We start from the raw sequence: 23,893 nt of genomic DNA on the forward strand, positions 1-23,893 counted from the left end.
CGTCCCCCCTGCATAGCCCTTAACTGGGTGATTCCCGGTGCAGCGTACGTTATGTGCGTTGACGTGCGGGAATATCATCCGGCATGAGCGCTTCTGACCTGCGAAAACGGCTGGAGAACGTAGAAGCGGCGCTGCGTCGGCTGCGCGGACAGGGCGCGGGGCTCGGCGCCGAGTACGGCGAAGTCCCGCAAGATTTCGGCGATTCCGGGCAGGATCTCCAGATGCGCGAGGAGATCGAGGGGCAGATCGCCGACCTGGAGGCCGAACGCGACCGGATCAAGGCCGAGCTGGGCGAGGAGGGCAGCCCCGACACGACCGACCGGTCACGCCACTGACGCGTTTCCCGCCCCGCCGGCCGTTCTGCCGTCGTCCGCCCTGAAACACCGGTTCCGGACGATCACCAGCGACGCCCCGTACCCCGCCAGGACGGCCCCCAGCACGGGGATCGCGTTCAGCGGGAGCGGAACCAGCCCGAGCGGCCCGGCCAGCGGCGACAACGGCAGGAGCAGCGCGGTCAGCGAGAGCAGCCAGGCCGCCGCGACGACCGTCCGGGACGCGGGAGGCGAGCCGCGACGGCGGCCACGGCCGCGCAGGACCAGCAGGGTGAGGGCCTGCGCGAGCAGGTTCTCCACCAGGAACCCGGTGTGGAACAGCGCCTCGCCGCCCGATCCCGTCCGGGCGTCCAGCAGCCACCAGAACAGCCCGAACGCGACCAGGTCGAAGAACGCGCCGAGCGGCCCGAACACGGCCACGAACCGCGCCAGGACGCGCGGGTCGAAGGTGCGCGGGCCGCGCAGGTCGGCCGGGTCGACCCTGTCCCGGGCGAGTGAGAGCTGCGAGACGTCGAACAGCAGGTTCTGCGCGAGCACCTGGAGCGGCAGCAGCGGCATGAACGGCAGCAGCACGCTCGCCGCCAGCATGGACGCGACGTTCCCGAGGTTCGAGGTCACCGCGATCCGGATGTACTTGACGCCGTTGCCGAACGTCCGGCGGCCCTCGGTGATGCCGTTCGCCAGGACCGACAGGTCGCGGCCCGCGAGCACCACGTCGGCCGACTCGCGCGCCAGGTCCACCGCGCCGGTGACCGAGATCCCGACGTCGGCGGCGCGCAGCGCGGGCGCGTCGTTGATGCCGTCGCCGAGGAACCCGACCGTCCGCCCGGTGCGGCGCAGCGCCCCGACGATCCGCGCCTTCTGCCGCGGATCCACCCGCGCGAACACCGGCGTCACCCCGCACGACGAGCCGTCCGGGCCGTCCGGCGGGGTGAGGAGGCCGTCGGGGGAGGTGAGCAGGGCGTCGAGTTGGGCGTCGGACAGGTCGTCCAGTTCGGCGCCGAGAACGACCCGGCCGGGGGTGAGGCCGGTGTCCCGGCAGGTCCGGACGGCGACGAGGGGGTGGTCGCCGGTCACCACGACGAGCGCGACGCCGAGACCGGCGAGCCGTGCGAGCGCGGCGGGGGCGGACGGGTCCGGCTCGTCCCGGAAGCCGACGAACCCGGCCAGCGTGAGGCCGTGCTCGTCGCCCGGGGCGTAGTCGCGGCGGGCCGCCGGACGGTCGGCGACGGCCACCGCGAGCAGCCGCTCGCCGGTCGCGGACCGCTCGTCGGCGAGGGCCGCGAGCCGGTCCCGGTCGTCCGCGGTGAACGGCACGTCGCCCGCCGGGGTCCGGACGCGGACGCAGAGCGGCAGGACGTCCTCGACGGCGCCCTTGGTGATCAGCAGGTCGCGGCTCAGGCGGCCGGGGCGGCGCAGCACCACGGTCGCGCGGCGGCGGTCGGAGTCGAACGGGACGGCGTCGACGGCGTGGACGTCGTCGGACGGCGGGTCCGCGCCGTCCAGGAGCGCGTCGTCCACGGTGTCGCCCGCGGCCTCGGGGACGAGCTCGGTCGCGAACCAGGCGTTCAGGCGCGCCCAGTGCAGCACCTGGTCGTCCGGTTCGCCCGACGCGTCCAGATGGGACGTGAGTGACAGCCGGTCGAGCGTGAGCGTGCCGGTCTTGTCGGCGCACAGGGTGTCCATCGCGCCGAGGTCGTGGACGGCGGGCAGCCGCTTGACGATCACGCCGTCCCGGGTCAGCGCCGACGCGCCGCGCGCCAGCGTGGCCGTCACGACCAGCGGCAGCATCTCCGGGGTGAGCGCGACCGCGATCGACACCGCGAACAGCAGCGCGCTCGACCACGGGCTGTGCTCGGGCTCGGTGAACAGCAGCGCGATCGGGACGGCCGCCGCGACCATCGCGATCAGCGCCCAGGACACCGTCCGGACGCCGCGGTCGAACGCGGTCTCCGGCGCGGCGCGCGGCACGTCCCGCTGGAGCGCGGCGAAGTGGGTGCGCGGGCCGGTCGCGACGGTCACGGCCGTCCCGGTGCCGCTGACCACGCTCGTCCCCATGAGGCACAGCTCGGGACGGTCGAACAGCGGGGTGTCCGGATCGGGCTCGGGTCCGGCGCGTCCGGTCCACGCTGCGCGCTTGGCGGCGGGCAGCGACTCGCCGGTCAGGACGGCCTGGTCGACGCGCAGCCCGGTCGCGCTCAGCAGCCGCAGGTCGGCCGGGACCATGTCGCCGGGCGCGAGCCGCACCACGTCCCCGGGGACGATCTGCTCGACCGGCACCTCCCGCTCGACGCCGGGGGATCCGGTGTCCGCGCGGCGCAGCACGGTCGCGGTCGTCGTGGTGAGGGCGCGCAGCTCGGCGGCGGCCCGTCCGCCGCGCCGTTCCAGGCGCAGTCGCAGCAGGGAGCTCAGCACGGCCAGCGAGCCGATCAGGGCCGCGCCCCAGGGATCGCGGGTGACCGCGGTGACCGCGCTCAGCAGCACCAGGACCAGCACGAACGGGTCCTTGACGACGACGACCAGGTGCTGCAGCAGGAGGGTGCGCCCGGTGCAGGCGGTCGGGGCGGCGGCCTCCTGGCGGAGGAGCCGCTCCTCGGCGTCCGTCTCGGTCAGGCCGCGCGCGGACGTCTCCAGGCCCCGCAGCACCGACAGCGGCGGACGCCCCGCGAACCCGGCGAGCATGGCGTGGGAGCGGGGCAGGTCGGGCAGGTCGTCCGGCGCGTCCGCGGGCGCCGGGACGAACAGGGGGTCCTCGGAGGGCGGGGCCGCGAGGCCGAACGGGTCGGACTCAGGCGCCGAGGCCACGGACGGGGACCGCTTCCACGGGGACGCCCTGGAGGTGGGCGACCATCTGCGCGACGATCGCCGCGACGTGCGGGTCGTCCACCACGTAGACCTGGTGGCGGCCCTCCCGGCGGGACCGGACGAGCCCGGCCAGCTTGAGCTTGGCGAGGTGCTGGCTCACGGCGGGGACCGTGCCGCCGACCCGCTCGGCCAGCGAGCTGACGTCCTGCTCGCCCTGCGCGAGCACCCACACCATGTGCAGGCGCATCGTGGCGGCGAGCATGCCGAAACGGCCCGCCGCCTCCTGGAGCAGCTCGGGCGAGAGCGTCTCCGGGGGCCGCGCCGTGTCCCGCGTCCGCTCCTTCACCGGTGCGCCTCCCGCCGTCGGTGGCCCCGCCCGTGCGAGGCCGTCCAGGAGCCGTCGCCGCGCGGGCGCCGCTCCGGTACGAGGGTATCCAAAACGCCCGTCCCGGCGGGGAGGAGATCCGTGCGGCCGGATCGGCGCCGGAGGGCAACCTCTCGGCTGCGGCGCGCATCAAACAGGGTGACGACGGAGAACATTAAAGTGATTGCGCAAATAAAATGACCATGGAGACACTGCTGGCTGTACGGGGAAGCGCGGAGGGAGCACCACTGAGCATGAAGCGGGGGAAGAGGGCGGCGGAGGCCGCCACGCTGTCGCTCGGCGTCCGGATGGCGGAGGTCGAGGCGCTGTACTCGGGCGCGCTGACCGCCGAGACCGCCGCGGACGAGGCGGAGGCGCTGCGCGAGCTGGCCCGCGCGGCGCGCCTGCTGTCGGCGCTGGCCGAGGTCGCGGCCGAGAGCGCGGGCGAGCCCGCCGGGATGACCGTCCCGCCGGCCGGACGCGTCGTGGTCGCCCACCCGTCCACGCTGTCGGCGAAGCCGCGCGTCCGCCGCCGGATCGCCCGCACCCAGCACACCGTCGACTGGATCATCACCCGCAGCCGTCCCGACCCGCACTAGGGCGGCGGGCCGGGGGCGTTCGGTCAGGGGGTGGACGGTCAGGGGCGCCGGTGGTCGACGGCCTGGCCGTCCTGGCTGACCAGGCGCGGAGCGGCCTCGGCGACCTCGCGCGAGGCCGGGGCCGAGGGTGGGGACGAGGGCGCGGGGGCGTCCTCGTCCTTCTCCTTGTCGTGCAGGCCGTTCATCTCGGCCTTGAGGATCCGCGCGGACTGCCCGAGCGAGCGTGCCATCTTGGGCAGCTTCGCCGAGCCGAACAGCAGCAGAGCCACGATGATCACGATCAGCCAGTGCGACGGCGACAGCTCACCCATGACGACCCAACTCCTTCCAGGACTTTTCCACCCACCACTCTAAAGTTATCGCGCAAGTGAGCAAGCAATGGCGTCGAGGGTCTCCCGGGTGGACGGCACCGGGCCGAGCTTGCGGAGGACGTAGTCGACGGCGAACTCGTGCGCGTGCGCGTCCAGGCCGCTCATGGCGTCCTCGACGAAGATCATCCGGAACCCGGCGTCGTCGGCGACGCGTCCGGTGGACTCGACGCCGAAGTTGGTCACCAGCCCGGTCAGGATGATCGTGTCGATATCGCGTTTCCGTAGCTGAGCCTCAAGGTCAGTGCCCTGGAACGCGCCCCACGTCCGCTTGACGACCTCCAGGTCGGACGCCGCCACCTCGATCTCGGGGGACAGTCCGCTGCCGGGCGGCTGCTCGTCCACGCCCGGACGCTCGACGCGCACCCAGGCGACCGTCCCGCCCGCGTCGCGCAGGGCGTCCGCCAGCCTCACCGAGCGGGCGAGGACGTCCGGGCCGCTGTGCGGCGCGGTCGGCAGCGCGACGATCCGCTCCATCAGGTCGATCGCGACCAGGGCCGTCCGTTCAGGAGTCAACGTGAGTTCGCTCATGTCGGACATAGTGGCATCGGACGGATTACCGGGTCACCAGATCGGACGGATCGGTGTTCGCCCCGCAGACCACGATCGCCGTCCGCTCGTCCGGCGCGGGCGTGTACGCGCCGGTGAGCAGGGCCGCGAGCGCGGCGGCGGTGCCGTGCTCGGCGACGAGGCGGTGCCGTTCCCACAGCGTCCGCCGCGCCTCGACGATCGCCTCGTCCGGCACCAGGACGGACCGGACGCCCGTCCGCCGCGCCACGTCGAACGCGATCTCGCCGATCCGGGACGCGCCGAGCGAGTCCGACGCCACGCCCGACACCGCCACGGTCGCGCGTTCTCCCTGGTCGAGTGCCGTGTGCAGGGTCGGGCACCGCTCGGGCTCGACCGCGACGACCCGCGCCTCGCCGTCCAGCGCGGTCGCGATCCCGGCCATCAGGCCACCGCCGCCGACCACGATCAGCGCGGTGTCGAACGCGCCGCCGGTCTGCTCCAGCAGCTCCAGGCCGATCGTGCCCTGACCGGCGCAGACCTCCGGCTGGTCGTAGGCGTGGCAGAGCAGTGCGCCGGTGTCGGCGGCGTCCTTGAGCGCGGCCTCCTGCGCGTCCGCGTACTTCTCGCCGACCGGACGGACGTCCGCGCCGAGCGCCCGCAGCTTCTCGACCTTCACGGCGGGCGCGTTGCGCGGCAGGAACACCCGCGCGGGCACCCCGAGCGTCGCGGCGGCGTGCGCGACCCCGAGCCCGGCGTTCCCCCCGGACGCCGTGACCACCCCGGTCGCCGGGAGAACGCCCTGCTCGGCGGCGGTGAGGAGCCGGTTGAACGCGCCGCGCGCCTTGAACGACCCGCCGTGCTGCGTCTGCTCCAGCTTCAGCCACACCGGGACGCCGAACGCGTCGCTCTCGAGGAGCGGGGTCCTGCGGACATGCCCGGCGATCCGGGCGGCGGCGGCGCGGACGTCCGACTTCTCGATCATGGGAGCCCCCTCGGCTGAGATCACGTCCCATCATGCCCGTCGGGCGTCGCCGGGCAGCTCGGCGTCGTCGGCCCCGGCGTGCCCGGATCGCCCGTGGTCGGGTCGGGGTCCGGCGTCGTCGGGGGGCTGGACGGCCTCCGCGCCGGACGGGTGTTGTGGAGCTTCATGACCTGCTGGAGGCCGGGGGAGTCGGCGAGCGTCGGGCAGGCCCAGTCGGACTGGCGGCCCCACGAGTAGCTGATGTCGAACGCGGGCCGCGGCAGCAGCGCGTCCCACTGGCTCAGGATGGTCGTGAGCTGCGCGGACGTCGGCAGCTTCCAGTTCTTCTCGCCCGCGCTGCACGCCTGCCCGAACGTCTGGATCACCGGCACCATCATCGCCCGCGCGAATCCGGCGCGGCCCGCCTGCGCGACCATCGTCCCGATCGCCTTCGGGTCGCAGCCCGATGCGTCCGACCTGCATGGATACGGGTCGAGGCCGATGAGGTCCAGGTGCGTCGCGGACGGTTTCAGCGGGGCCATCGGCCAGTCGGTCAGCGACGCGAACGCCTTCTGGCCGGGCGCGTACCGGTGGATCAGGTCGGCGCGCTCGCGGATCTGCCCGACGATGCCGGGGCACTCGGCGGGGTTCGGCTCGTCCGACAGGTACCAGCCGTAGACGCGCGGGTCGCGGGCGAGGCGCCGGACGGTCGAGCCGAAGTCGTCCGCGGACAGGTCGAAGCCGCCGCACGTGGTGTTCCCGACCCAGACGAGCGCGCGGCCGTCCTTGGGCAGCGCGTCGATCTCGTCCGGGCCGACGTCGAAGAGGTTGAAGCCGAGCGCCGCGGCGCGCGTCCGGTCGGAGGCGGGCATGTTGAGGGCGACGTGCAGCGTCCCGGACGTATGTCGCGGGGCCGCGACGGGCACGACCGGCGACGCCGAGCCCGCGGAGGGGTGGACGAGGTAGCCGAAGACACCGCCCGCGAGGGCCGCGGTGGCGGCGATGGCGGCGAAGTGGTGAGTACGCAACGCTCCTCCCGGGGGCGGGATACCGGCGTCCCGCCGGACCCTGCTGCCCGGCGGCCGGACGCGATCGCTCTCCACCGTCCCCCGGCCACCGCCCGACGCCCGTGTCCCAGAACGAACGGGCATAAATGGGTGGGAACAAAAGAACCGCCCCGGGGCGGGCCGGGGCGGCGTCAGACCGTCAGCGCCAGGCGGAGGGTCAGGCGCGCTTCCAGCGCCACTGGCCGTTCGTGTACCGGACGCAGCGGTACCGCTTGCCCGTCTTGTACGCGTACCCGTAGTGCAGGCGCGCCGCCCTGGGGCAGTACGAGCCCGGCGTGATGCACTCCCAGTGCTTGTTGACCTTGTGGGAGTGGCAGCGCGCGGCGGACACCGTCGGCGCGGTCGCCGGGGCGGCGTTCGCCGGGACGGTGGCGCCGGTGACGACGCCGGTGGCCATGACGCCGGTGGCGGCGGTGACGAGCAGCTTCCTGAGCATCGAGCTCCTTCCGAGGTGAAGGTGACGTGAACGAAGTGCTGCACATTTAACTGAAATCCGATGCCTACGTGGGCGAACACGAAGAGCCGGATATAAGAGGCAAGTTCACCTCAACGACACTGGGCGATCACTCGGGGTGAGTAGCGTCCGGGCCACGCTCCCCCCACCAGCGAGGTTCGCCATGCGTCGCCCTCTCGCCATCGCCGTGACCGCCGCCGTCCTTGTCCCCATCTGGACATCCCCGACCCGCGCGGAGACGGGTTCCGGGTTCCGGTTGCCGCAGCGGTTCTTCATCGCGCACCGGGCGTCCGGGTCGTTCCTGGAGCCGGAGAACACGGCGTCGGCGTTCGAGGCCGGGATCCGCGATCCGGACGCCGACCTGCTCGAATTCGACGTCCAGGTGCTCAAGGACGGCGTCGGCGGCGTCTGGCACGACCTGACCGTCGACCGCATCAGCTCCGAGCGCGGACGCGTCAACGCGCGCACGAGCAGGCAGTTCACGAAGCTGCGCATCGACGCGCACTCGTGGTTCGGCGGGACGGCCAAGGACACCCATCCGCTCCTCCTGGACGAGGTGCTGGCGAAGTACGCGCCGCGCAAGCAACTCCTCGCGCACCCCAAGGACTCCCGCGCGGCCCGCCTCGTCATCAGGCACGTCGTCGCCCGTCACCTCACCGGGCGCGTCCAGATGCAGACGGATCACCTCGCGGACGCCGTGGCCGCGCGGAAGGCGGGCATCACCGCGCAACTCCTCATCGGCACCGACGCCCAGGCCCGGGCGACTTCGCCGTCGCAGGTCAGGAAGGCCGGGATCCAGCGCGTCTCGGTCAACTCGCTGCTCTCGGACGCCCTGATCGCCCGGTACGTCCGCGAGGGGCTGGTCGTGGCGTGCTTCAACGTCGAGTCCCAGACGCGCCGGGACCGCCTGTACCGGCTCGGCGTGCGCGGGATCGACACCGACGACCCCGTCTACCTGCACGGATCCCGCTACCGCCGCACGTCCGACCCGTTCGCCACCGGCACCTACTGGCCGGGCCACATGGGCCAGGCCCAGACCGCCGCCGCCATGGGCCTCTACCAACGCGGCCGTTTCACCGCCCCCGGCTGGTGGACGATTCCGTACGGCCGCGCCGACCTCTTCACCCGGCAGGGCTGGGCGACTCTGGGACGTTCCTACAGCCTGCGTGCGACCGTCCGTTTCGACCGGCTGAGCGCCCGAGGGGCCGACGCCGCCGCGATCCAGTTCTCGTCCCCCACGGACGACCCGTACGCCGCCCAGACCGGCGGCTACGACCTGGCCCTCCGCCAGAACGGCAGCCTCGACCTCTACAAGGATCACCGGCTGCTGGCGTCCGTCCGGACTCCGGCGATCACCCGTTCCGGGACGACGGCGAACGTGACGGTGACCGTCGCGCCGTGGACGATCACCGTCCGGCGCGAAGGTTCGCGGGGCGTGACCGTGTCCGATACGTCCTACCGTGGCCAGTACCTTTACCTGGGCCGGATCAAGCCGCCGGGACACGACGGCCCGCAGCTCTCCTTCCGCGACATCGCCGTGGAATGAAAGCGGGACCCTCTTGGTTGAAGGTTCAACGAACAGCGGGACCGGGAGGGAACAGATGAACACCTACGACGAGTTCCAGCGCGCTCAGATGTTCTTCGACGCGCGGGACTACATCTCGGCGTCGCGCATCCTGGCCCCGGTCGCCGAGGCCGAGCCCGGCAACGGCTCCGTCGCCGAGCTGCTCGCCCGCGCGTACTTCCACAGCGCCCAGCTCGGCCGCGCCGAGGACGCCTTCCGCCGCCTGCTCGAGATCGCCCCGGGCAACGGCTGGGCGTACGAGGCCATGGCCCGCACGCTGGAGCGCCGCAACCGCTCCGACGAGGCGGCCCGCTACCGCAAGCTGGCCACCGCGATGGGCGTCACCCCGTCCGAGGAGATCCAGGTCTCGGTGACCGCCGCGAACCTCGCTGACTGACGAACAACCCCCTCTGAAGGCCCGTCCCGCCCGGGACGGGCCTTTTCAGCTTTTCGCGAGCACGTACGTCCCCACGAAGACGCCGTTCCCGGTGGTGACCGAGTCGACGAGGTCGAACGCGGTCAGTTCGTCCCCGTCCTCCGCGAACAGCCGCACGCCCGAACCCAGCAGGATCGGGTGGATCATCAGCACCATCTCGTCCACGAGCCTGTCCCGCAGCAGCGACCGGACGAGCGCCCCGCTACCGAAGATCACCAGGTTCTCGTCCCGCTGCATCTTCAGCTCGGCGACCGCCTCGCCCGCGTCGCCGTCGAGCAGCGTCGAGCCGGCCCACGGCAGCGGATCCGTCATCGTCGTCGACACGACGTACTTCTGGACGCGGTTGAACGCGTCCGTGACCGGGTTCGGCGGCTGCTTGGGCCAGTAGTCCCAGAACCGCGCGTAGGTCACCCGCCCCACGAGCAGCGACCAAGTGTCCGACATCCGCGCCCCCATGGCCCGCTGCATAGCCGGATCCTGCCGCTCAGCCGCCCACCCCCCATGCCGAAACCCACCCCGAGGATCCTCATCCGCATGCCCCGGAGCCTGCATCACCCCGTCCAACGTCAAATGCTCCATCGCAACAACCTTGCCCATCCCCAACCCCTTTCCGTCGCTCCCCCGGAGCGTCCAGACCTCGAAAGAGCATCGCGACCAGCCCATCACGCGAACCCCCGGATGCCTGCCCGTTCGGATTGCCCGCAACCGCCGAGCATGTCCCTGGCTGCTGCGGCGCTTGTGTCGCACGGTCTGGCCATCTCCGTGGGTGCCCTTCCTCTGAGTGACCTTCCCGGGACGGGTGCAGAGGTTATTTGATTCCGATCACGGCCCGGATGATTCCCGTGTTGAAATATAGGCGCAATTTTAGAGTCGCCCCCGGGAGGGGGTTGGGAGAAAGGGGGATAAATGGACAGGTGGAGGGTTTGCTGGAGAATTTGTGAAAAGGTGATTCCTGTCCATAGAATTGCCGATTTCGCTGTTCGGGGTACGATGGCGGTCCTGCTGACTCTCGGCGGTCTGCTCGGCGGAATCGATCAGGCCCACGCGGTGGCCGTCGAGCAGCCCACGCGGGTCGCGGGCTGCGGTGGGACCAGCGCTGGCAACGGCTGGGACGCGGCCGAAGGTGACTTTCTGACCGCTGACGAGTTCATCTCGTGCTACCGCAAGGCCTCGATCCGGAGAGTCTTCCCTTCGCAGTTCCTCTCCTGGACCATTGGAGACATCCGCAGCGACAAGTCCGCTGCAGGAAAGCGCGCTTGGAAGCTGCTCAACGACAACCGCTTCAAGAAGTAGTCAATCAACCGCGTGCGGCGGGCCGCTTGGGTGGTGAGGCTTCGAGCGGCCCGCCGGGGATTCAGCCGCTGAACCCTTGAGGAGACCTAGGTGAGTACATCCGGCAATCGCCCTTTTGTCGTCGTCCGGCTGTTTGAGGCGACGTCGGACGTGGATTCTACCTTCCGCATGTTCAGCGAGGACTTCGCCCTGATCTATGCCTCCTCGGTGGAGGGCGCACGGTCGGCGGTCGAGCGGGCCGGACGGGAACCGGAGGCCCAGTATCGGAACGCGGTCGGTGAGCAGATCACCTGGAGTCTCAAGCGCATCGTCGACATCGCTCCCGTCCTCGATGAGGACCTCTCTCGCGACGCCGACCTCTACAGCAGAACCTTCGACCGGCTCGAACCCTACGACGAGATCACCGCCCCCGACTCGGCGGCCACAGACTGACCACCGTCGCACCGCCTGACGAGCGGAGCCCCGTGCCTGGGCCACGGAACGCCCGCCCGACACCTTCGGGCGAGCGTTCCTTAGCCTGCCCAGACCGGCGTCAGCCGCCGAAGAGATCACCGACGGCCACGGCTTCCGCCGCTCGTGCCAGCCATTTCCGCAGGACGGCCGGATCGTCGCACTGGGCGATCCGCGCGACCGCATCGTCCGGGACCTCGACGTCGTGGTTGTCCAGCGTCATGAGGATGACCACGGCGAGCCCGCCGACCCTCCCAGCGACCTTGAAGGGGTTGCCGGGCAGGTCGTCCGCCTCCGTGACCTTCGGCCAAGCGTCACGGAAGACGTCCGTCAGATCCGTCGCCACGAGCGCCCGCGCCATCCATACCTTGAAGGTGATCACGTCGGTGGTCGCCTGGAGGCTCTGCAGCGCGTTCGTGCGGTGTCGCGTGGCTACCTCGCGCTCGTTGAGGACGGTCTCGATGGCCTCTCTCCACCCGGCGGCGAGGCCGAGCGAGTAGCCCGGATGGCCGTCACCAGGAAAGCTCACACCGCAGTCTTCCGTGATCGCCTCCGAGGGAGGCGATCCTCGCGTGCTCCTCCAGTACTCGGAGAACGCCTGGGCCATGACCCTGGTGACGGTCTCCTCCGGGAGCTCGAAGCGCCTCGCCCGCAAGATGAAGAGCAGGCTTTCGGCCCCTCCCATGGCCGTGCCCGCCGAGTAGCCGTCGTGGTGTGACCGGACGAGGTCCTGGACGCTTGAGGTGCTCCTCGTTCGGTAAGGGGCCGCGTCAGCCATGGTTGCTCCGCTCGCGGAGGCCCTGGAAGATCTCGTCCACCGAGGCCGACGCGGCGATCAGCGGCTCGAACACGTCCTTGAACTGGTCGGTGAGGGCCATGAGGGTCTCCAGTTCACTGTTCGGGGGGCGTGGCCCGTGCGGGATGGCTGGGGCCGATCCAGTAGGTGAGGATGGCGGTGAGCTGGTCGACGGCCAGGTCGGGGCGGCGGTGGGACGCGAGGCAGTCGCCGCTGGACGAGCGGTAGTACCAGCCGTGCCGTCCCCTCAGGAGAAGGACGCTCTCCCCGAGCTGCGGGGACGTCGCCGAGCGGACGTGCAGGAGCGGGATGCGCGCGTCGTAGCGGGTGTCTACGACCCAGCCCGCTTGGAGGAGAAGCCTGCGGATGCGGTTCAGCCGGTGCTTCATCCACCGGCGGCGGAGCCTTCCGGGGGACGGCAAGGGGCGGGCGATCACAGCGACCACCGACTCCGCGCGCGACGGCGCTCCTGGGCCAGCTCGTCCCAGAGATCGTCGGCGGAGCTGCGGATGATGGTCGGGTCGATGCCTTCGTCCGGGTCATGGAGGGTGGCGCACCAGTCGCCGGGCGCGCCGTCCCCACGTCGGGCCCGCCAAATGCGGTGACCTGCGTATTCGCGGCGCAGCGCGTCCAACGCCTGCTCGTCGGTGACGGTTCGGGTGTTCATATCGCCCTTGTCTGTCGTGCGTGATGTGCATCACAAAGCCTTCCGTGTTCAGCTACTCTCAGCCACAGACCGCAACGGACCGCGATGGGACCGAGTTCGGAGCGGTGGCGATCCGCGCACCCGACCCCCAGAGGGAGACGCGATGACTGCGAGCAAGGAGCCGTACGAGGGACGAGCCATCCGGGCCTTCGCCGGAGATCTGACCGCGTGGAGGGTGCAGCGCGGGCTAAACAAAGTGGAGTTGGCCGAGCGGCTCGGCTACGACGCCTCACTCATCGGCCAGATCGAGGCATGCAAGAACATCCCCTCGCAGAAGTTCGCGGAGGACTGCGACACCTTCTTCTCGTGCGCTGGGTCCTTCGCCCGCCGCTGGGACCAGATTGAGGAGGAGCGTGCGTTGCATCTGTTGCCCCCTGGATTCACGGACTACATGCAGCGTGAGGCCAGTGCGACCAAGCTCTACCTCTTCGAGCAGAATGTCATCACGGGGATCTTTCAGACCCCCGAATATGCTCAGGCGCTCCTGAGTATCGGCCGCACGCAGGAGGAGGCGGAACCGCTGGTGGCCAAGCGGATGGCGCGGCAGCAGCTCCTCACGCGCGATCGTCCGCCAAGGATCGTCGTGGTCTTTGATGAGGGAGCCATCAGGCGGATGGTCGGGGGGCGTGAGGTGATGCGCCAGCAGTACAGACGTCTCATCGAGATTGCCAAGATGCCCAACGTCACGCTCCATATCATCCCGAGGGAGAAGGGGGCACATGCGGGTCTTGCTGGTGCTTTCTTCATCCTCGGCTTCGAAAAAGGGCCCGATGTCGTCTACACGGAAGGACATGTCGGCGGGTACATGACCGAGCACCGACCCGTTGTACAGGAGTACCAAGTACGCTACGACTTGATCAGGGGTGCGGCGTTGTCCGCTGATGAGACCCTGAAGCTCCTGTATGCGGCATTGGAGAATCTGTGAACACTCCAGACTGGGCAGTCGCTCGGTGGCGCAAGAGCAGTCGTAGCACTGATACGGGTGGTGCGTGTATCGAAGTCGCGGACATCACGTGGCGAACGAGTTCCCACAGCGGCAGTACCGGTGGTCAGTGCATCGAGGTGGGCGACGTGGCCTGGCAGAAGAGCAGCCACAGCGGCGACACCGGCGGTGCGTGCGTTGAGGTTGGGGTTGTTGCGCCTGTGGTGGCGGTGCGGGATTCCAAGGATCCTGATGGGCCCAAGTTGCGCCTGAGTGCTGTCGCTTGGAAGGGGCTGCTCGCCCGCGCCGGACGGTGATGTAACCCCTCGGCTTATCTCTCGGTGGGCGCTGCCGCGCTCATGCTGCTCTTAATGTGCGGCGGCGCGGCGCCATCGATTGGCAGGGCCAGTTTGCTATGGGGTGCGTCAGCCGGAGTGGAATGCGCCACCCAGTGAGCTTCCAGTTCATCAGGGCGGCACGTCCGCGATCGTCTCCCCGAGCCGCTGCCCGAGCATCGGAGGTGCTGTGAACACCGCAGACTGGTCGACTGCTTCCTGGCGTAAGAGCAGCTTCAGTGGCAACACCGGTGGTGCCTGCATCGAAGTTGCTGACATCGCGTGGCGGACGAGTTCCTACAGTGGCGGTACCGGCGGAAACTGCGTCGAGGTCGGGGACCTGACCTGGCGGAAGAGCAGCCGCAGCACGAACACGGGTGGCAACTGTGTTGAGGTGGGAGCCGCTGCGGCTGTTGTGGCGGTGCGGGACTCCAAGGATCCTGATGGGCCCAAGTTGCTGCTGAGCGCCGCTGCCTGGACGGGCCTGCTCGACCGCGCCGGACGGTGAATTAGGCCGCTTCGGTTCATTTTCCTGGTCAACCGAAGTTTCATCTGGAGCGTCATTCATCAGGGGATCTCGGCCTGTTGGCGAGGTTTGCCTTGAGGTCTGTGTTAGGCGGCGTGGATGCTGCCTGTGCTCTTGATGGGGTGTTCTGGTTATGGAATTTCTGCGGGACGTGATCTACAGGCAGCTGACGGCGGATATCGCCTGCCCGTGTGGTTATCCGGTTACTCATCTGTCTGACGATCTCGTTCGTCTTGCTGGGGCGGAGGGTTCTACCCGGCACGCGGACGCCTTCGAAGGGCATGTGTTCGAGGGCGAGGTGTTGTGCGAACCGGCGCTTCCTCTGGTGGAAATCTGCTTGGCCGCGCTGACGCAGGAGCTTTCCGCGGCCTCCCGTGAGGCGTTCACCCGCATACTTCTCCGCATCGTTTCGGCCTCGGGGCAGGGGGTGGGGGCTGTTGGTGGTGAGCGGAACATCGTTCAGGAGTGTCTGGAGGCTGTGAGGCGGGGGACCTGGCTGTTCTATGCGGAAGTGTTCAACTGTCGCGCTCCGGGTGCTTCGGCCTTGTCCTTCATGATCCTTGAAAAGCTGGGCGAAGATCCGGCTTTGCTGGGTGCCGCTTATCGGGTTGCTCAACCCGCGTTGCGCAGCACCCCTCCGGATCATGCTGGCGGGTCGCTGGACGCCGTCGGGGAACAATGGGGGGCGAAGGACTTTCTGCGGGACGAGATCGCGCGTCAACTGCCGGAGGGCGTCGCGTGTCCGTGCGGGGAGTCGGTCTCCCACCTGGGGGACGACCTCCTCTACCTGGCCGAAGCCGGGAACGGATCGCCGCGCGTCAACGGCTTCGAGGGGCATGTTTTCAACGGCGAGTTTCTGTATAAGATCGCGCTTCCCGTTGCCAAGATATGCATGGCCGCGCTCACGCAGAGGCTGGCAGCCGAATCCCGTATGACCTTCATCAAGCTTCTGGACTGGATTGTGTCCGGCGATCCGGGACTGGATGTTCCGGCGGGTCGTGATTTCATCCAGGAAATAAAAGAAGTGGTGGAGCAGGCGAGGTGGATGCTCTATGCCGAGGTCTTCAACGGAGCTACGTCTGGTGCCTCTGGTTATGCGTTCATGATTCTTCAGGAGTTGGGAGACGATCCCGATCGTCTGCGGTCCGCCTATCAGGCGGCCTACTCCACTGTGGAATGGGTGCGGTTGGACAGCAGTGATGAGATGGGGGATGACGCGTGACCGAGGGCCGCTGAAATACTCGGCCGGTCAGTGTTCTAGGGCGTGTTTGATGAAGTGGTCCAGGTCTCGGCGGGGGAGGGAGCCGCCGTGGCCTGCTACTACTTCGCCTGCGCGGATGACGAGGACGGTGGGGACGCCCTGGATTTCGTAGCGGTCGGCTAGTTCGGGGGCGACGTCTATGTCGATGCGGGCGGTGGAGATGCGTTCGGCGTTGTCGGCGGCGAAGCGTTCGACTATGGGGCCGAACTGTTTGCAGGGGACGCACCACTTGGCGGTGAAGTAGGCCAGGACGGGTTTCTCCCCTGCGCGGGCGACCAGGCGGTCGAAGTCGTCGGCGTTCTCGATGGCGACGACGTTCTGGTCGCCGACGTGGGCGATGTCGCGGGGGGTGAGGGACGGGAGTTTCTCCGCCGGGTACCAGAGGCCGTTGATCTCGACGTCCGGGAGGGTGCGGATCAGGTCGAGGAGGTGGTCGGGCCTGAGCAGGTCGCCGCCGTCGGACGCCTTGACCTCCAGGACCTCCAGTTCCGGCAGGCGGGTGACGAACATGAAGTGGGACGGTTCGAGTGGGGTGTCCGTCCAGATGGTGAGGGACTCCAGGCCGTCCAGGGAGCCGAGGTTGTCGAGGCCGTCGGCGTTCAGCTCCTCGGAGAGCAGGCGCAGGGAGTAGAGGCCGTCGATGGAGCCGATTCCGGCGAGGGCGTCCTGGTCGGTGCTGCGGCGGGAGACCTCCAGGTTCATGAGGCCGGTTCCGGCGAAGCGCTCGAACCAGCGGCCGGGGCTGGTGTCGTCCTCGATGCCGAGGATCTCGAGTTCGGGGAGGTCGGCGAGGCGGGCCAGGGCGGCGTCCTCGGGGGCGGGTTCCTCCAGGACGACCTGGAACAACTCCTTCTGGCGGGCCAGGCGGCCGAGGCCCGCGCCGAGGACGCCGGACGCGGCGAAACCGGCGAGGGCGTCCTCGGGCAGGTCGTCCAGGAACGCCAGGTCGCCGGCGGGGGTGCCGTCGGGCATCTCCAGGGACGCCATGTGCCCGGCGGGGACGGTCACCTCGCCGCGCGCGTCCACGAGCGTGATGTCGTCGTCCTCGGTGCCGACGGCGACGATCTGGATCTCGCCCACCGAGTGGTCGTCCGGGAACCGCAGGACGACGTCGCCCCGGTTCCACAGCCGCTCGTCGTACTCGGCGCCGTTCTGCCCGCTGCTCTGCTCGGTCACCCCTCGGTGATTCCGCGAGCCGGGCGGGGAATGCCCGACCTGCGGAAACGTGGCCGAGATTTGGAGAACCCGGGACGGTCTAGACGGCTTCGGCGGGCACCGGCGGACGCAGGCCCGGCGCGATGGCGAGGGTGATCGCGACGGACGCGGCGGCCATCACCGCCATCCCGGCGGACGGGCCGGTGAACTGGGCGACGGCGCCCGCGATCGTCGCGCCGACGCCCTGCATCGCCAGCATCCCCGAGGAGAACAGGCCGAGCGCCTGTCCGTGCAGGTCGTCCGGGGTGAGGGCCATGAGCCGTTCCTGGAGGAGGAGCGTCGCGCAGTAGCCGACGGACGCGATGGTGATCGCGGCGACCGCGACGGGCAGGGCCGGGTCGAGGGCGAAGACCAGGTAGGGCGCGGCGAGCAGGAGCCGCAGGTACGGGCCGAGGCGTTCGCGCCACTCCGGCCGGAGGAACCGTCCGGCGAACACGTCCCCGGCGAACATCCCGACGGCCGCGACGGCGAGCAGGATGCCCGCGTGGGACGGCGAGTACGGCACGAACAGCGACTCGCAGCCGACGATCAGGCCGTTCGGCACCCACATCGCGATGTACACGTACCGCCGGGCCGGGGACGTCAGCAGCCGCGCGTTCCCCTGCCAGGTGGCGGCGATCGACGGGCGTCCCACGGCGCGCGCCGGACGTACCGACAGCCCGAACCGCGCCGCGAGCGCCGACGCCAGGTACAGGCCCGCGCCGACCAGGACCGTTCCACGCGGTGACAGGAGCGCGACCAGCAGGCCGCCGGTCGCGAATCCGGCGATCTGCGTGAGTCCGCTCGACATGTTCAGGACCGACCGGCCGAGGACGTATCCGTCCTTCGGGAGGATGTCGGTGAGCATCCCGTACCGGACGCCGCCCCCGATCGACCCGGCGAGCCCCTGGACGGCCAGCAGCGCGAACAGCGCCGCGACCGGCAGCCCCGGGAGCGCGACCAGCGCCGTGGTCAGGGCGAACACCAGGCCGGTGACGGTGAGGGCGGCGCGCGGCGGGAGCCGGTCGGCGGCCGAGAGCAGGGTGGTCGCGCCGACGAGCTGGGCGAACGACGGGCCGAACATCGCCAGCGAGGACAGCAGCGGCGACCGTGTCGCCTCGAACACCAGGGTGCCGAGCGCGAGGCCGCTCATCGCCATCCCGGCCGTGTTCGCCGAGACGACCGCGAACAGCGGCGTGTACTCCGGCGAACGGAACAGATCCCGATAGGTGCGCATGATCTGGATTGTTCGGCGTATGGCCCGAGTCGGTTAATGTTTCGCGGGGAGGCGAAACATCATGAGCGAGTGGGTGATCGACGCGGACACCCTGGCGTCCGGTCGGTTCGTCCTGTCGCCGTTGGCCGAGACCATCGGCTGCCTGCGCGACCTCGAACTGGAGCGGGCCGGGCATCCCGGACGCCGGGTCTGGATGGACGCCGTCCTGCCCGCCTACCGCGCGCACATGAGGGAGAACCCGGTCGCGCACCATATCGTCCGCGAGGGTCTCATCACCCTGAAGACCAGGTGGAACGCCGACTTCCTCACGCCGCCGCCGATGGGCGCCTTCGAGCCGTCCTTCGAGGACGAGCTCGCGGCGATCCGGGGGACCGCGCCCGCGCAGGCCCGCGCCGATCTGGAGGTCTCGTCCGGCGGCCCGCTGCCCGACATCATGTGCCGCGACGACCTGCCCGCGATCGCCGCCGACGCCATCGCCGAGGTCTGGCGCTACGCCGTCGAGCCGTTCTGGCCGCGCCGCCGACGCGTCCTGGAAGCCGACATCATCGCCCGCACCGGCCAGCTCAGCCGGGACGGCTGGGCCGCCGCGCTGGAGGGCCTGCGTCCCGGCATCCGCTGGCTCGGCGACGGCCGCCTGCGGATCAACGCCGCGGAGTACCCGCCGCGCGACGTCGCCGGCGCGCAGCTGTTCCTCGTCCCGATCACCTCGCCCAGGGGCTGGGTGAGCTGGGACGACAGCGTCCGCTACGCCAAGTTCTACCCCTGCGCGGGCGAGCTGGCCGCCCCCGACGGCGTCCGTGCCCCGCAGGCCCTCGCCCGCCTCCTCGGCGAGGGCCGCGCCGCCGTCCTGACCCTGCTGGACGACCCGAAGAGCACCACCCAGCTCGTCGCGCTGACCGGCCTCCCGCTCGGCTCCGTCGGCCGCCACCTCAAGATCCTCCTTGAGGCGCGCCTCGCCGACCGCCGCCGCTCGGGCCGCTCCGTCCTCTACTACCGCACCCGCACCGGCGACGCCCTCGTAGCGGCCCAGCTCACGCCCTGACCCGTCCTTCGAAGGCGCGGACGGCGGGTATTTTGGGGGGATGATCGACGTGCCCGTTCAGTACTTTCCGGCGCGCGACGGCGTGCGGCTGGCCTTCCGGGAGCTGGGGGAGGGACGGCCGCTGGTCCTGATCCACGGCTACTTCTCCACCGCGACCGTGAACTGGATCCGGTACGGGCACGCCGAGGCGCTCGCCGACCTCGGCTACCGGGTGATCATGCCCGACCTGCGCGGGCACGGGGACAGCGGCAAGCCGCACGACCCGGCGAACTACCCGCCGGACGTCCTCGCCGACGACGGGTTCGACCTGCTGGAGCACCTCGACCTGACCGACTACGTGCTCGGCGGCTACTCGCTCGGCGCGCGGACGACGACCCGGATGCTGGCGCGCGGCGCGACCCCGGTGCGGGCGATCCTCGGCGGCATGGGCCTGGCCGGGATCACCACGACCGAGGGGCGCGGCGACCACTTCCGGAACGTCCTGAGCAACCCCGGGACGTTCGAGCGCGGCACCGCCGAGTGGCGCGCGGAGGCGTTCCTGAAGACCGTCGGCGGCGACCGGACCGCTCTGCTCCGCGTTCTGGACACCTTCGTGAACACCCCGCGCGAGGATCTGGCGACGATGACGCTCCCGACGCTGGTCGTCGCCGGAGCGGACGACCACGACAACGGATCCGCGAAGGACCTGGCCACCGCACTCCCGAACGGCCGTTACGCCGAGATCCCGGGCAACCACATGAGCGCCGTGACGCGCAAGGAGCTGGCCGGGGCGATCGTGGAGTTCCTCGAAGGCTGACCGCTTCCCGTCAGGCGAGGGTCGGGGTGTCGTGGGCGTGGCACCGGTCCACGGTGACGCCGCCGGAGTCGTGGGGGACGACCGAGCAGAGCGTCGGGCGGCGGCGCCTGAGTGAGGTCACCTGGAGGACGCCGTCCACGACGCGGGCGTGGTGGTGCCGCCAGAGCAGGTGGAGGGCGCCGCACGCCGGGTGGCGGGCGGCGAGGTAGCCGAGCGCTGGGTCGTGCGCGACGACCGGCCCGGACGTCGTGATCGCCTCCGCCGCCGAGGCGCGGACGACCGTGATCAGGCTGGGCGCGATGATCTCGGGCAGGACGGCGTCCAGCTCGTCCCGCGCTCCGACGACGACGGCGCCGCTCCCCGCGGCGAGCCCGACCGCGCGTTCGTTGAGGGCGCGGCGGCGGGACTCGTCCACGACGTCCGCGCCCGGGGGGAGGATGACCGCATACGGACGACCGCGATCGAGCGTCCGGCGGTCCAGCATGGACGGCCCGGCCTCGATGACGGGCAGGCGTGACGGCGCGGCCACGGCCAGTGCGGCGCGCAGCGTCGCGGTCTCGGCGAGCCACAGGGACGGTTCGCGCGTCGGACGGAACGGGCTGCCCAGCGGGCAGAGCCGGAACAGCTGGTCAGCGAGCCCGGCGGACGCGGCGGGCGCCGGTTCGTCGAGCCGCCGCCCGGCCGCCGCCCACTGCTCGCGGTAGTACGGGACCTCGGAGAAGGCGCGCGCGACGGCGCGGCGGCGCGCCGCCTCCCAGCGCTGCACGGTCGTCATGGCGGCTCCGGTTCCCTGCTCTCACCCGTGGACGTCGCCGAACATTAGATGCCACACTGCGCGGGTGATCAAGGGTTTCAGGATCGGGCTCTTCGATCCGCGGCGCGACCAACACCCCCCTGGCTGGGCGGACTTCCGCGCGGCGGAGGGACTGAACGCGGTCTGGTCGCAGGATGTCCTTCGCGGCCTCGCCGACGGCATGCGGACGCCGCCGCTGCTCGCGGTCTGCTCCGACGAGCAGGGCGTCGCGGGCGCGGTCTGCGGCGTCTACCTGGGGTTCCGGAAGGGCAGGCCGCGTCCCTGGCTCGAGCCGCTGATCCTGGACCTGCGGCTTCCCGGGCAGAGCGGCCCGCCCTGGCACTTCGCCGAGCGGGTTCCCGCGGACGCGCGCCGCGCCCTGCTGCGGCGGGTCGAGCGGCTCGCGACGCGGCGGCTCGGACCCGGCTGCCTGGGCGTCGTCTACCGTCCGATGTCGGACGACCATCTGCGGCTCGTCGCGCGGCGGGGGACGTTCACCCTGGCGTCCACCGAGGGCGCGGAGATGCCGCTCGGCTTCGGCTCGGTGGACGAGTGGCTGCGTTCGCTCAGCAAGAGCCGCCGCACCGACCTGCGCCGCCAGGTCCGGATGATCGACGCCGCCGAGGACCTGGAGGTCGAGGTCGGCGTCCGCCGGACCGACCTCGACACCGGCGAGATGGCCCGGATGCACGCCGCGCACACCGGCAGGCTCGCGCGCCGGTTCGACGTCCGCGCGCCGCTGCCGGTCGAGTACTTCCGCGCGCTGTGCGGACGCGACGACGTGGCCCTCGTGTCCTACCGGGAGAAGCCGTCCGGGCGGCTGCTGGCCTGGGGGACGCTGCTGTTCGCCCGGACGACGCCGTCGCTCGGCGCGTGGGCGGCGCTCGATCCCGAGGAGGGCGGGCGCAAGCACCTGTACTTCGACCACTACGTCCGGCTGATGGGCCTCGCGCTCGAATCGGCGGGGGATGGGCCGGGGGAGGTCGGTGGGGGTGTTCCGACGCTGACCGGCGGGCAGGGGATGGCGGAGATCAAGAAGTCGCTCGGGTTCACGCCCGTCCCGATGCACACGCTCGTCGTCCCGCGTCCACTGGCCGGGCGGTGAGCCTGCGGGCGCGGGTGATCGATCCGCTGGCCGAACCGATCCCGGACGAATGGGACACGTTCGTCGGGGATCAGGGGCTGTCGGCGGCCTGGCGCGCGACGGTGCTCGGCGCGCTGGCCTGGTGCACGCGGCACCGCATGGTGCTGGCGCTGGTGACCGACGCGGGAGGGACGCCGTGCGCGCTGTTCGCCGGACGGCACGTCCTGCTCGGCCGTCCGTACCGGTATGAGGAACGCGCCGGACGGACGCGTTTCGTGCCCGGCATGCTGGAATGCCACCTGCCGCCGTCGGTGACCGCGTCCGGGCACGCGTTCCACCCCGATCTGGACGCGTCCGGACGGGCCGCGGCGGTCGCGGCGTTCGAACGGGCCGCATCGCGCTTCCTCGGTCCGGCGCTCATGGGGATCGTCCACCGGCAGGTCGCGGAGCCGGACCTCGACGCGTTCCGGGGGCGCGGGCGGGTCGTCCGGCCGGTGCTGGCGGAGAGCGTGGTCGTCAACGAGTGGGACGACTTCGACGGTTACCTCGCGAGCCTGCCGCGCCGCGACCGCAAGAACCTGCGCCGCGTGCAGCGCCTGGTGGACGAGGACCCCGGCGTCCGCACCGCCGTCGAGCCCCGGCTGGACGGCGTGGAGGCCGCGCGCCTGTCCCACACCGTCCAGCTCAAGTACTCCGGGGACGGGCGGCGCGGGCCGAACCCGCTGCCGTCGGTCTACAACGACCGGCTCGGCGGGCTGCCGGGCGTCCGCTACTTCACCTACCGCGAACCGGGCGGCGCGCTGCTCGCCTACGGCCTGCTCATGGAGGACGGCCCGGTGCAGCGCTGCATGGGCTGGGGCAGCCTGGACGCCGTGGACGGCGGTCGCTCCAACCTGTACTTCGACCACTTCCTGCGGCAGATCGCGTTCACGGTGGAGCGCGACAGCGACCGGCTGATCATGGGGAAGACGATGACGGAACTCAAGGAGCGGTTCGGGGCGAGGAACGAGCCGCTGTTCGCGGTCGCGGGCGCGCGGAGGTTCCGGTGAGGCTCATCGGGCGGCGGCGCACGCGTGAGGTCCCTGATGTGGACGACACCTGCCTGCAATGCGGACGGCCCGGCACCGATCTGCTGGCGGCCGACGCCGAACGGGTCCGGCAGTCGTGCCGGGTGTGCGGGGCCGTCCTGACCTCCCCGACGTCGCGGCGGCTGCGCTCCGCCGAGAACGTTCCCGACGTGCCGGACGCCACGGACGAACCGCTCGCCGCGTACCTGCCGCCGGACATGCTGGCCTGGCTGCGCGACAAGCACGGCCCCGACCTTCCGGACGCGCCGGACAAGGCCGTGATGACCGCCTGGCACACCGCCTACGACGAGTTCACCGCGCGGACGGCCGAGGACGGCGACCCGCGTCCGCCCAAGTTCGGCAAGGTCGTCGGCGCCCTGAACGCCGCCTGCTTCGACGTGGACCTCGCGCTCGGACGGCTCGTCCCCAAGGGCGGCGACGCCGACCGCGAGATCGCGCGGGAGCGGGCGGAACACCTGCTCCGCTGGGTCGCGGGCCCAGGCCGCCCGGACACCTGGATCGCCACGGCCACTGCCGCGCCGAGCCCCGCCGCGCCGAGCCCCGCCGCGCCGAGCCCCGCCGGGTCGGCCGCCGCCGGAGCGGGCGCCGCCGGGGCGGGCGCTTCCGGGGTGGACGCGGACGTGGTCGAGGCGTCGGAGATCGAGGGGATTCTCGCGTTGCCTCAGTTGACCGACGCCGTCCGGGCGGGTGGGGACCGGACGCTCCGCCGGGCGCTCTTCGGGGTCCAGAAGGGGCCCGCGCTGGCCGACGTCGTCGCGCATTTCGGTGAGGAGAAGGTGCGCGAGGCGCTGCGCGCCCACGCGTCGGACGGTTCCCGTCCGCTCCTGGCCGCACTCACCGAACGGTTGGACGCCGCCGCGCGCTGACCGTAACCGACGAACCCGGGCGAGAAAACGCCCGGGTTCGTCCG

The 23,893-nt window shown here is 71.0% G+C and carries 30 protein-coding genes; 16 read left to right on the forward strand and 14 right to left on the reverse strand.

Translation table 11 applies throughout. The annotated features are described in order from the left end of the window. Nucleotides 1-83 precede the first annotated feature (83 nt). Complete coding sequence (locus tag P696_RS56175; RefSeq protein WP_157429887.1) at nucleotides 84-335, forward strand: hypothetical protein; 252 nt, start codon at nucleotides 84-86, stop codon at nucleotides 333-335. On the opposite strand, the gene mgtA is transcribed toward P696_RS56175, so the two are convergent. Then, entirely contained in the window at nucleotides 324-3,137 is a 2,814-nt protein-coding gene (mgtA, locus tag P696_RS0124510) for a magnesium-translocating P-type ATPase (RefSeq protein WP_051468102.1), read from the reverse strand. The genes P696_RS56175 and mgtA overlap by 12 nt on opposite strands. Then, nucleotides 3,121-3,483 carry an ArsR/SmtB family transcription factor gene (locus tag P696_RS47805; RefSeq protein WP_051468103.1) on the reverse strand — a complete coding sequence of 121 codons (363 nt, stop codon included), beginning with the start codon at nucleotides 3,481-3,483 and terminating at the stop codon, nucleotides 3,121-3,123. Before P696_RS47805 ends, mgtA begins: the two co-directional genes overlap by 17 nt. Before the next feature lie 272 nt (nucleotides 3,484-3,755). Here P696_RS47805 and P696_RS0124520 point away from each other — a divergent pair, with 272 nt between their 5' ends. Beyond that, nucleotides 3,756-4,100 (forward strand): hypothetical protein, encoded by a 345-nt coding sequence (locus tag P696_RS0124520; RefSeq protein WP_026414401.1) that lies wholly within the window; start codon nucleotides 3,756-3,758, stop codon nucleotides 4,098-4,100. A 38-nt stretch (nucleotides 4,101-4,138) separates the two neighbouring features. Here the strand turns inward: P696_RS0124520 and tatA are convergent, their stop codons facing one another. The 5 genes from tatA to P696_RS0124545 all read right to left on the reverse strand — a co-directional run bounded on the left by tatA (nucleotide 4,139) and on the right by P696_RS0124545 (nucleotide 7,442). Beyond that, nucleotides 4,139-4,411 carry a Sec-independent protein translocase subunit TatA gene (gene tatA, locus P696_RS0124525; RefSeq protein WP_026414402.1) on the reverse strand — a complete coding sequence of 91 codons (273 nt, stop codon included), beginning with the start codon at nucleotides 4,409-4,411 and terminating at the stop codon, nucleotides 4,139-4,141. 45 nt (nucleotides 4,412-4,456) lie between these two features. Further along, a complete protein-coding gene (locus P696_RS0124530; RefSeq protein WP_026414403.1) occupies nucleotides 4,457-4,999 on the reverse strand; it encodes an isochorismatase family protein in 543 nt (180 codons plus the stop codon). Nucleotides 5,000-5,024: 25 nt separating this feature from the next. Continuing rightward, entirely contained in the window at nucleotides 5,025-5,960 is a 936-nt protein-coding gene (locus P696_RS0124535; RefSeq protein WP_026414404.1) for a threonine/serine dehydratase, read from the reverse strand. A 20-nt stretch (nucleotides 5,961-5,980) separates the two neighbouring features. Continuing rightward, nucleotides 5,981-6,967, reverse strand: a complete 987-nt coding sequence (locus tag P696_RS0124540; RefSeq protein WP_026414405.1) for a hypothetical protein — start codon at nucleotides 6,965-6,967, stop codon at nucleotides 5,981-5,983. Between the two features lie 196 nt (nucleotides 6,968-7,163). Then, nucleotides 7,164-7,442, reverse strand: a complete 279-nt coding sequence (locus P696_RS0124545; RefSeq protein WP_026414406.1) for a hypothetical protein — start codon at nucleotides 7,440-7,442, stop codon at nucleotides 7,164-7,166. A gap of 181 nt (nucleotides 7,443-7,623) precedes the next feature. On the opposite strand from P696_RS0124545, the gene P696_RS0124550 reads away from it, so the two are divergent. Together P696_RS0124550 and P696_RS47810 are read left to right on the forward strand one after the other, a co-directional pair. Further along, nucleotides 7,624-9,006, forward strand: coding sequence for a glycerophosphodiester phosphodiesterase (locus tag P696_RS0124550; protein ID WP_026414407.1), 1,383 nt, complete (start codon nucleotides 7,624-7,626; stop codon nucleotides 9,004-9,006). A gap of 55 nt (nucleotides 9,007-9,061) precedes the next feature. Beyond that, nucleotides 9,062-9,421 carry a tetratricopeptide repeat protein gene (locus P696_RS47810; RefSeq protein WP_034486603.1) on the forward strand — a complete coding sequence of 120 codons (360 nt, stop codon included), beginning with the start codon at nucleotides 9,062-9,064 and terminating at the stop codon, nucleotides 9,419-9,421. A gap of 45 nt (nucleotides 9,422-9,466) precedes the next feature. Here the strand turns inward: P696_RS47810 and P696_RS0124560 are convergent, their stop codons facing one another. Then, nucleotides 9,467-10,123, reverse strand: a complete 657-nt coding sequence (locus P696_RS0124560) for a dihydrofolate reductase family protein (RefSeq protein WP_342669036.1) — start codon at nucleotides 10,121-10,123, stop codon at nucleotides 9,467-9,469. A 327-nt stretch (nucleotides 10,124-10,450) separates the two neighbouring features. On the opposite strand from P696_RS0124560, the gene P696_RS0124565 reads away from it, so the two are divergent. Together P696_RS0124565 and P696_RS47815 are read left to right on the forward strand one after the other, a co-directional pair. After that, the gene (locus P696_RS0124565) at nucleotides 10,451-10,753 is read left to right on the forward strand and encodes a hypothetical protein (RefSeq protein ID WP_157429888.1); all 303 of its coding nucleotides are present in this window, start codon (nucleotides 10,451-10,453) and stop codon (nucleotides 10,751-10,753) included. A gap of 90 nt (nucleotides 10,754-10,843) precedes the next feature. Next, nucleotides 10,844-11,185 (forward strand): DUF4288 domain-containing protein, encoded by a 342-nt coding sequence (locus P696_RS47815; RefSeq protein WP_084338062.1) that lies wholly within the window; start codon nucleotides 10,844-10,846, stop codon nucleotides 11,183-11,185. A 100-nt stretch (nucleotides 11,186-11,285) separates the two neighbouring features. Here the strand turns inward: P696_RS47815 and P696_RS56180 are convergent, their stop codons facing one another. After that, nucleotides 11,286-11,732, reverse strand: coding sequence for a hypothetical protein (locus tag P696_RS56180; RefSeq protein ID WP_157429889.1), 447 nt, complete (start codon nucleotides 11,730-11,732; stop codon nucleotides 11,286-11,288). Nucleotides 11,733-11,775: 43 nt separating this feature from the next. Between P696_RS56180 and P696_RS58850 the strand changes: the two genes are divergently transcribed. After that, nucleotides 11,776-11,907, forward strand: a complete 132-nt coding sequence (locus tag P696_RS58850) for a hypothetical protein (RefSeq protein ID WP_281174983.1) — start codon at nucleotides 11,776-11,778, stop codon at nucleotides 11,905-11,907. A 187-nt stretch (nucleotides 11,908-12,094) separates the two neighbouring features. Here P696_RS58850 and P696_RS0124585 read toward each other — a convergent pair whose 3' ends face one another. Then, a complete protein-coding gene (locus P696_RS0124585) occupies nucleotides 12,095-12,445 on the reverse strand; it encodes a hypothetical protein (RefSeq protein ID WP_157429890.1) in 351 nt (116 codons plus the stop codon). Continuing rightward, nucleotides 12,433-12,666, reverse strand: coding sequence for a hypothetical protein (locus P696_RS0124590; RefSeq protein WP_026414411.1), 234 nt, complete (start codon nucleotides 12,664-12,666; stop codon nucleotides 12,433-12,435). The genes P696_RS0124585 and P696_RS0124590 overlap by 13 nt, the downstream gene beginning before the upstream one ends. 142 nt (nucleotides 12,667-12,808) lie before the next feature. Here P696_RS0124590 and P696_RS47825 point away from each other — a divergent pair, with 142 nt between their 5' ends. From P696_RS47825 to P696_RS0124600, 4 genes are all read left to right on the forward strand, one after another. Beyond that, the gene (locus P696_RS47825) at nucleotides 12,809-13,630 is read left to right on the forward strand and encodes a helix-turn-helix domain-containing protein (RefSeq protein ID WP_051468105.1); all 822 of its coding nucleotides are present in this window, start codon (nucleotides 12,809-12,811) and stop codon (nucleotides 13,628-13,630) included. Beyond that, a complete protein-coding gene (locus P696_RS54810) occupies nucleotides 13,627-13,944 on the forward strand; it encodes a DUF397 domain-containing protein (protein WP_084338064.1) in 318 nt (105 codons plus the stop codon). Before P696_RS47825 ends, P696_RS54810 begins: the two co-directional genes overlap by 4 nt. 208 nt (nucleotides 13,945-14,152) lie before the next feature. Then, a complete protein-coding gene (locus P696_RS54815) occupies nucleotides 14,153-14,470 on the forward strand; it encodes a DUF397 domain-containing protein (RefSeq protein ID WP_084338066.1) in 318 nt (105 codons plus the stop codon). A 151-nt stretch (nucleotides 14,471-14,621) separates the two neighbouring features. Next, on the forward strand, nucleotides 14,622-15,710 hold the full coding sequence (locus P696_RS0124600) for a hypothetical protein (RefSeq protein WP_026414412.1): 1,089 nt from the start codon (nucleotides 14,622-14,624) through the stop codon (nucleotides 15,708-15,710). 27 nt (nucleotides 15,711-15,737) lie between these two features. On the opposite strand, the gene P696_RS54820 is transcribed toward P696_RS0124600, so the two are convergent. Continuing rightward, on the reverse strand, nucleotides 15,738-16,925 hold the full coding sequence (locus P696_RS54820) for a thioredoxin family protein (protein ID WP_051468106.1): 1,188 nt from the start codon (nucleotides 16,923-16,925) through the stop codon (nucleotides 15,738-15,740). A gap of 79 nt (nucleotides 16,926-17,004) precedes the next feature. Further along, nucleotides 17,005-18,180, reverse strand: coding sequence for an MFS transporter (locus P696_RS47835; protein ID WP_034486607.1), 1,176 nt, complete (start codon nucleotides 18,178-18,180; stop codon nucleotides 17,005-17,007). A 61-nt stretch (nucleotides 18,181-18,241) separates the two neighbouring features. Here P696_RS47835 and P696_RS0124615 point away from each other — a divergent pair, with 61 nt between their 5' ends. Both P696_RS0124615 and P696_RS0124620 read left to right on the forward strand, forming a co-directional pair. Beyond that, a complete protein-coding gene (locus P696_RS0124615) occupies nucleotides 18,242-19,222 on the forward strand; it encodes an ArsR/SmtB family transcription factor (protein WP_026414413.1) in 981 nt (326 codons plus the stop codon). Nucleotides 19,223-19,262: 40 nt separating this feature from the next. After that, a complete protein-coding gene (locus tag P696_RS0124620; RefSeq protein ID WP_026414414.1) occupies nucleotides 19,263-20,018 on the forward strand; it encodes an alpha/beta fold hydrolase in 756 nt (251 codons plus the stop codon). A gap of 10 nt (nucleotides 20,019-20,028) precedes the next feature. Here P696_RS0124620 and P696_RS0124625 read toward each other — a convergent pair whose 3' ends face one another. Continuing rightward, nucleotides 20,029-20,793 carry a hypothetical protein gene (locus tag P696_RS0124625; RefSeq protein WP_026414415.1) on the reverse strand — a complete coding sequence of 255 codons (765 nt, stop codon included), beginning with the start codon at nucleotides 20,791-20,793 and terminating at the stop codon, nucleotides 20,029-20,031. 64 nt (nucleotides 20,794-20,857) lie between these two features. Here P696_RS0124625 and P696_RS47840 point away from each other — a divergent pair, with 64 nt between their 5' ends. From P696_RS47840 to P696_RS0124640, 3 genes are read left to right on the forward strand one after another with little or no spacing between them, the layout of a single operon-like run. Then, the gene (locus P696_RS47840; protein ID WP_051468107.1) at nucleotides 20,858-21,916 is read left to right on the forward strand and encodes a hypothetical protein; all 1,059 of its coding nucleotides are present in this window, start codon (nucleotides 20,858-20,860) and stop codon (nucleotides 21,914-21,916) included. A 14-nt stretch (nucleotides 21,917-21,930) separates the two neighbouring features. Continuing rightward, the gene (locus tag P696_RS0124635; RefSeq protein ID WP_211245840.1) at nucleotides 21,931-22,944 is read left to right on the forward strand and encodes a hypothetical protein; all 1,014 of its coding nucleotides are present in this window, start codon (nucleotides 21,931-21,933) and stop codon (nucleotides 22,942-22,944) included. Further along, the gene (locus tag P696_RS0124640; RefSeq protein ID WP_157429891.1) at nucleotides 22,941-23,849 is read left to right on the forward strand and encodes a hypothetical protein; all 909 of its coding nucleotides are present in this window, start codon (nucleotides 22,941-22,943) and stop codon (nucleotides 23,847-23,849) included. The genes P696_RS0124635 and P696_RS0124640 overlap by 4 nt, the downstream gene beginning before the upstream one ends. Nucleotides 23,850-23,893 lie beyond the last annotated feature (44 nt).

The organism is Actinomadura oligospora ATCC 43269 (genome assembly GCF_000518265.1).
Classification (GTDB): Bacteria; Actinomycetota; Actinomycetes; order Streptosporangiales; family Streptosporangiaceae; genus Spirillospora; species Spirillospora oligospora.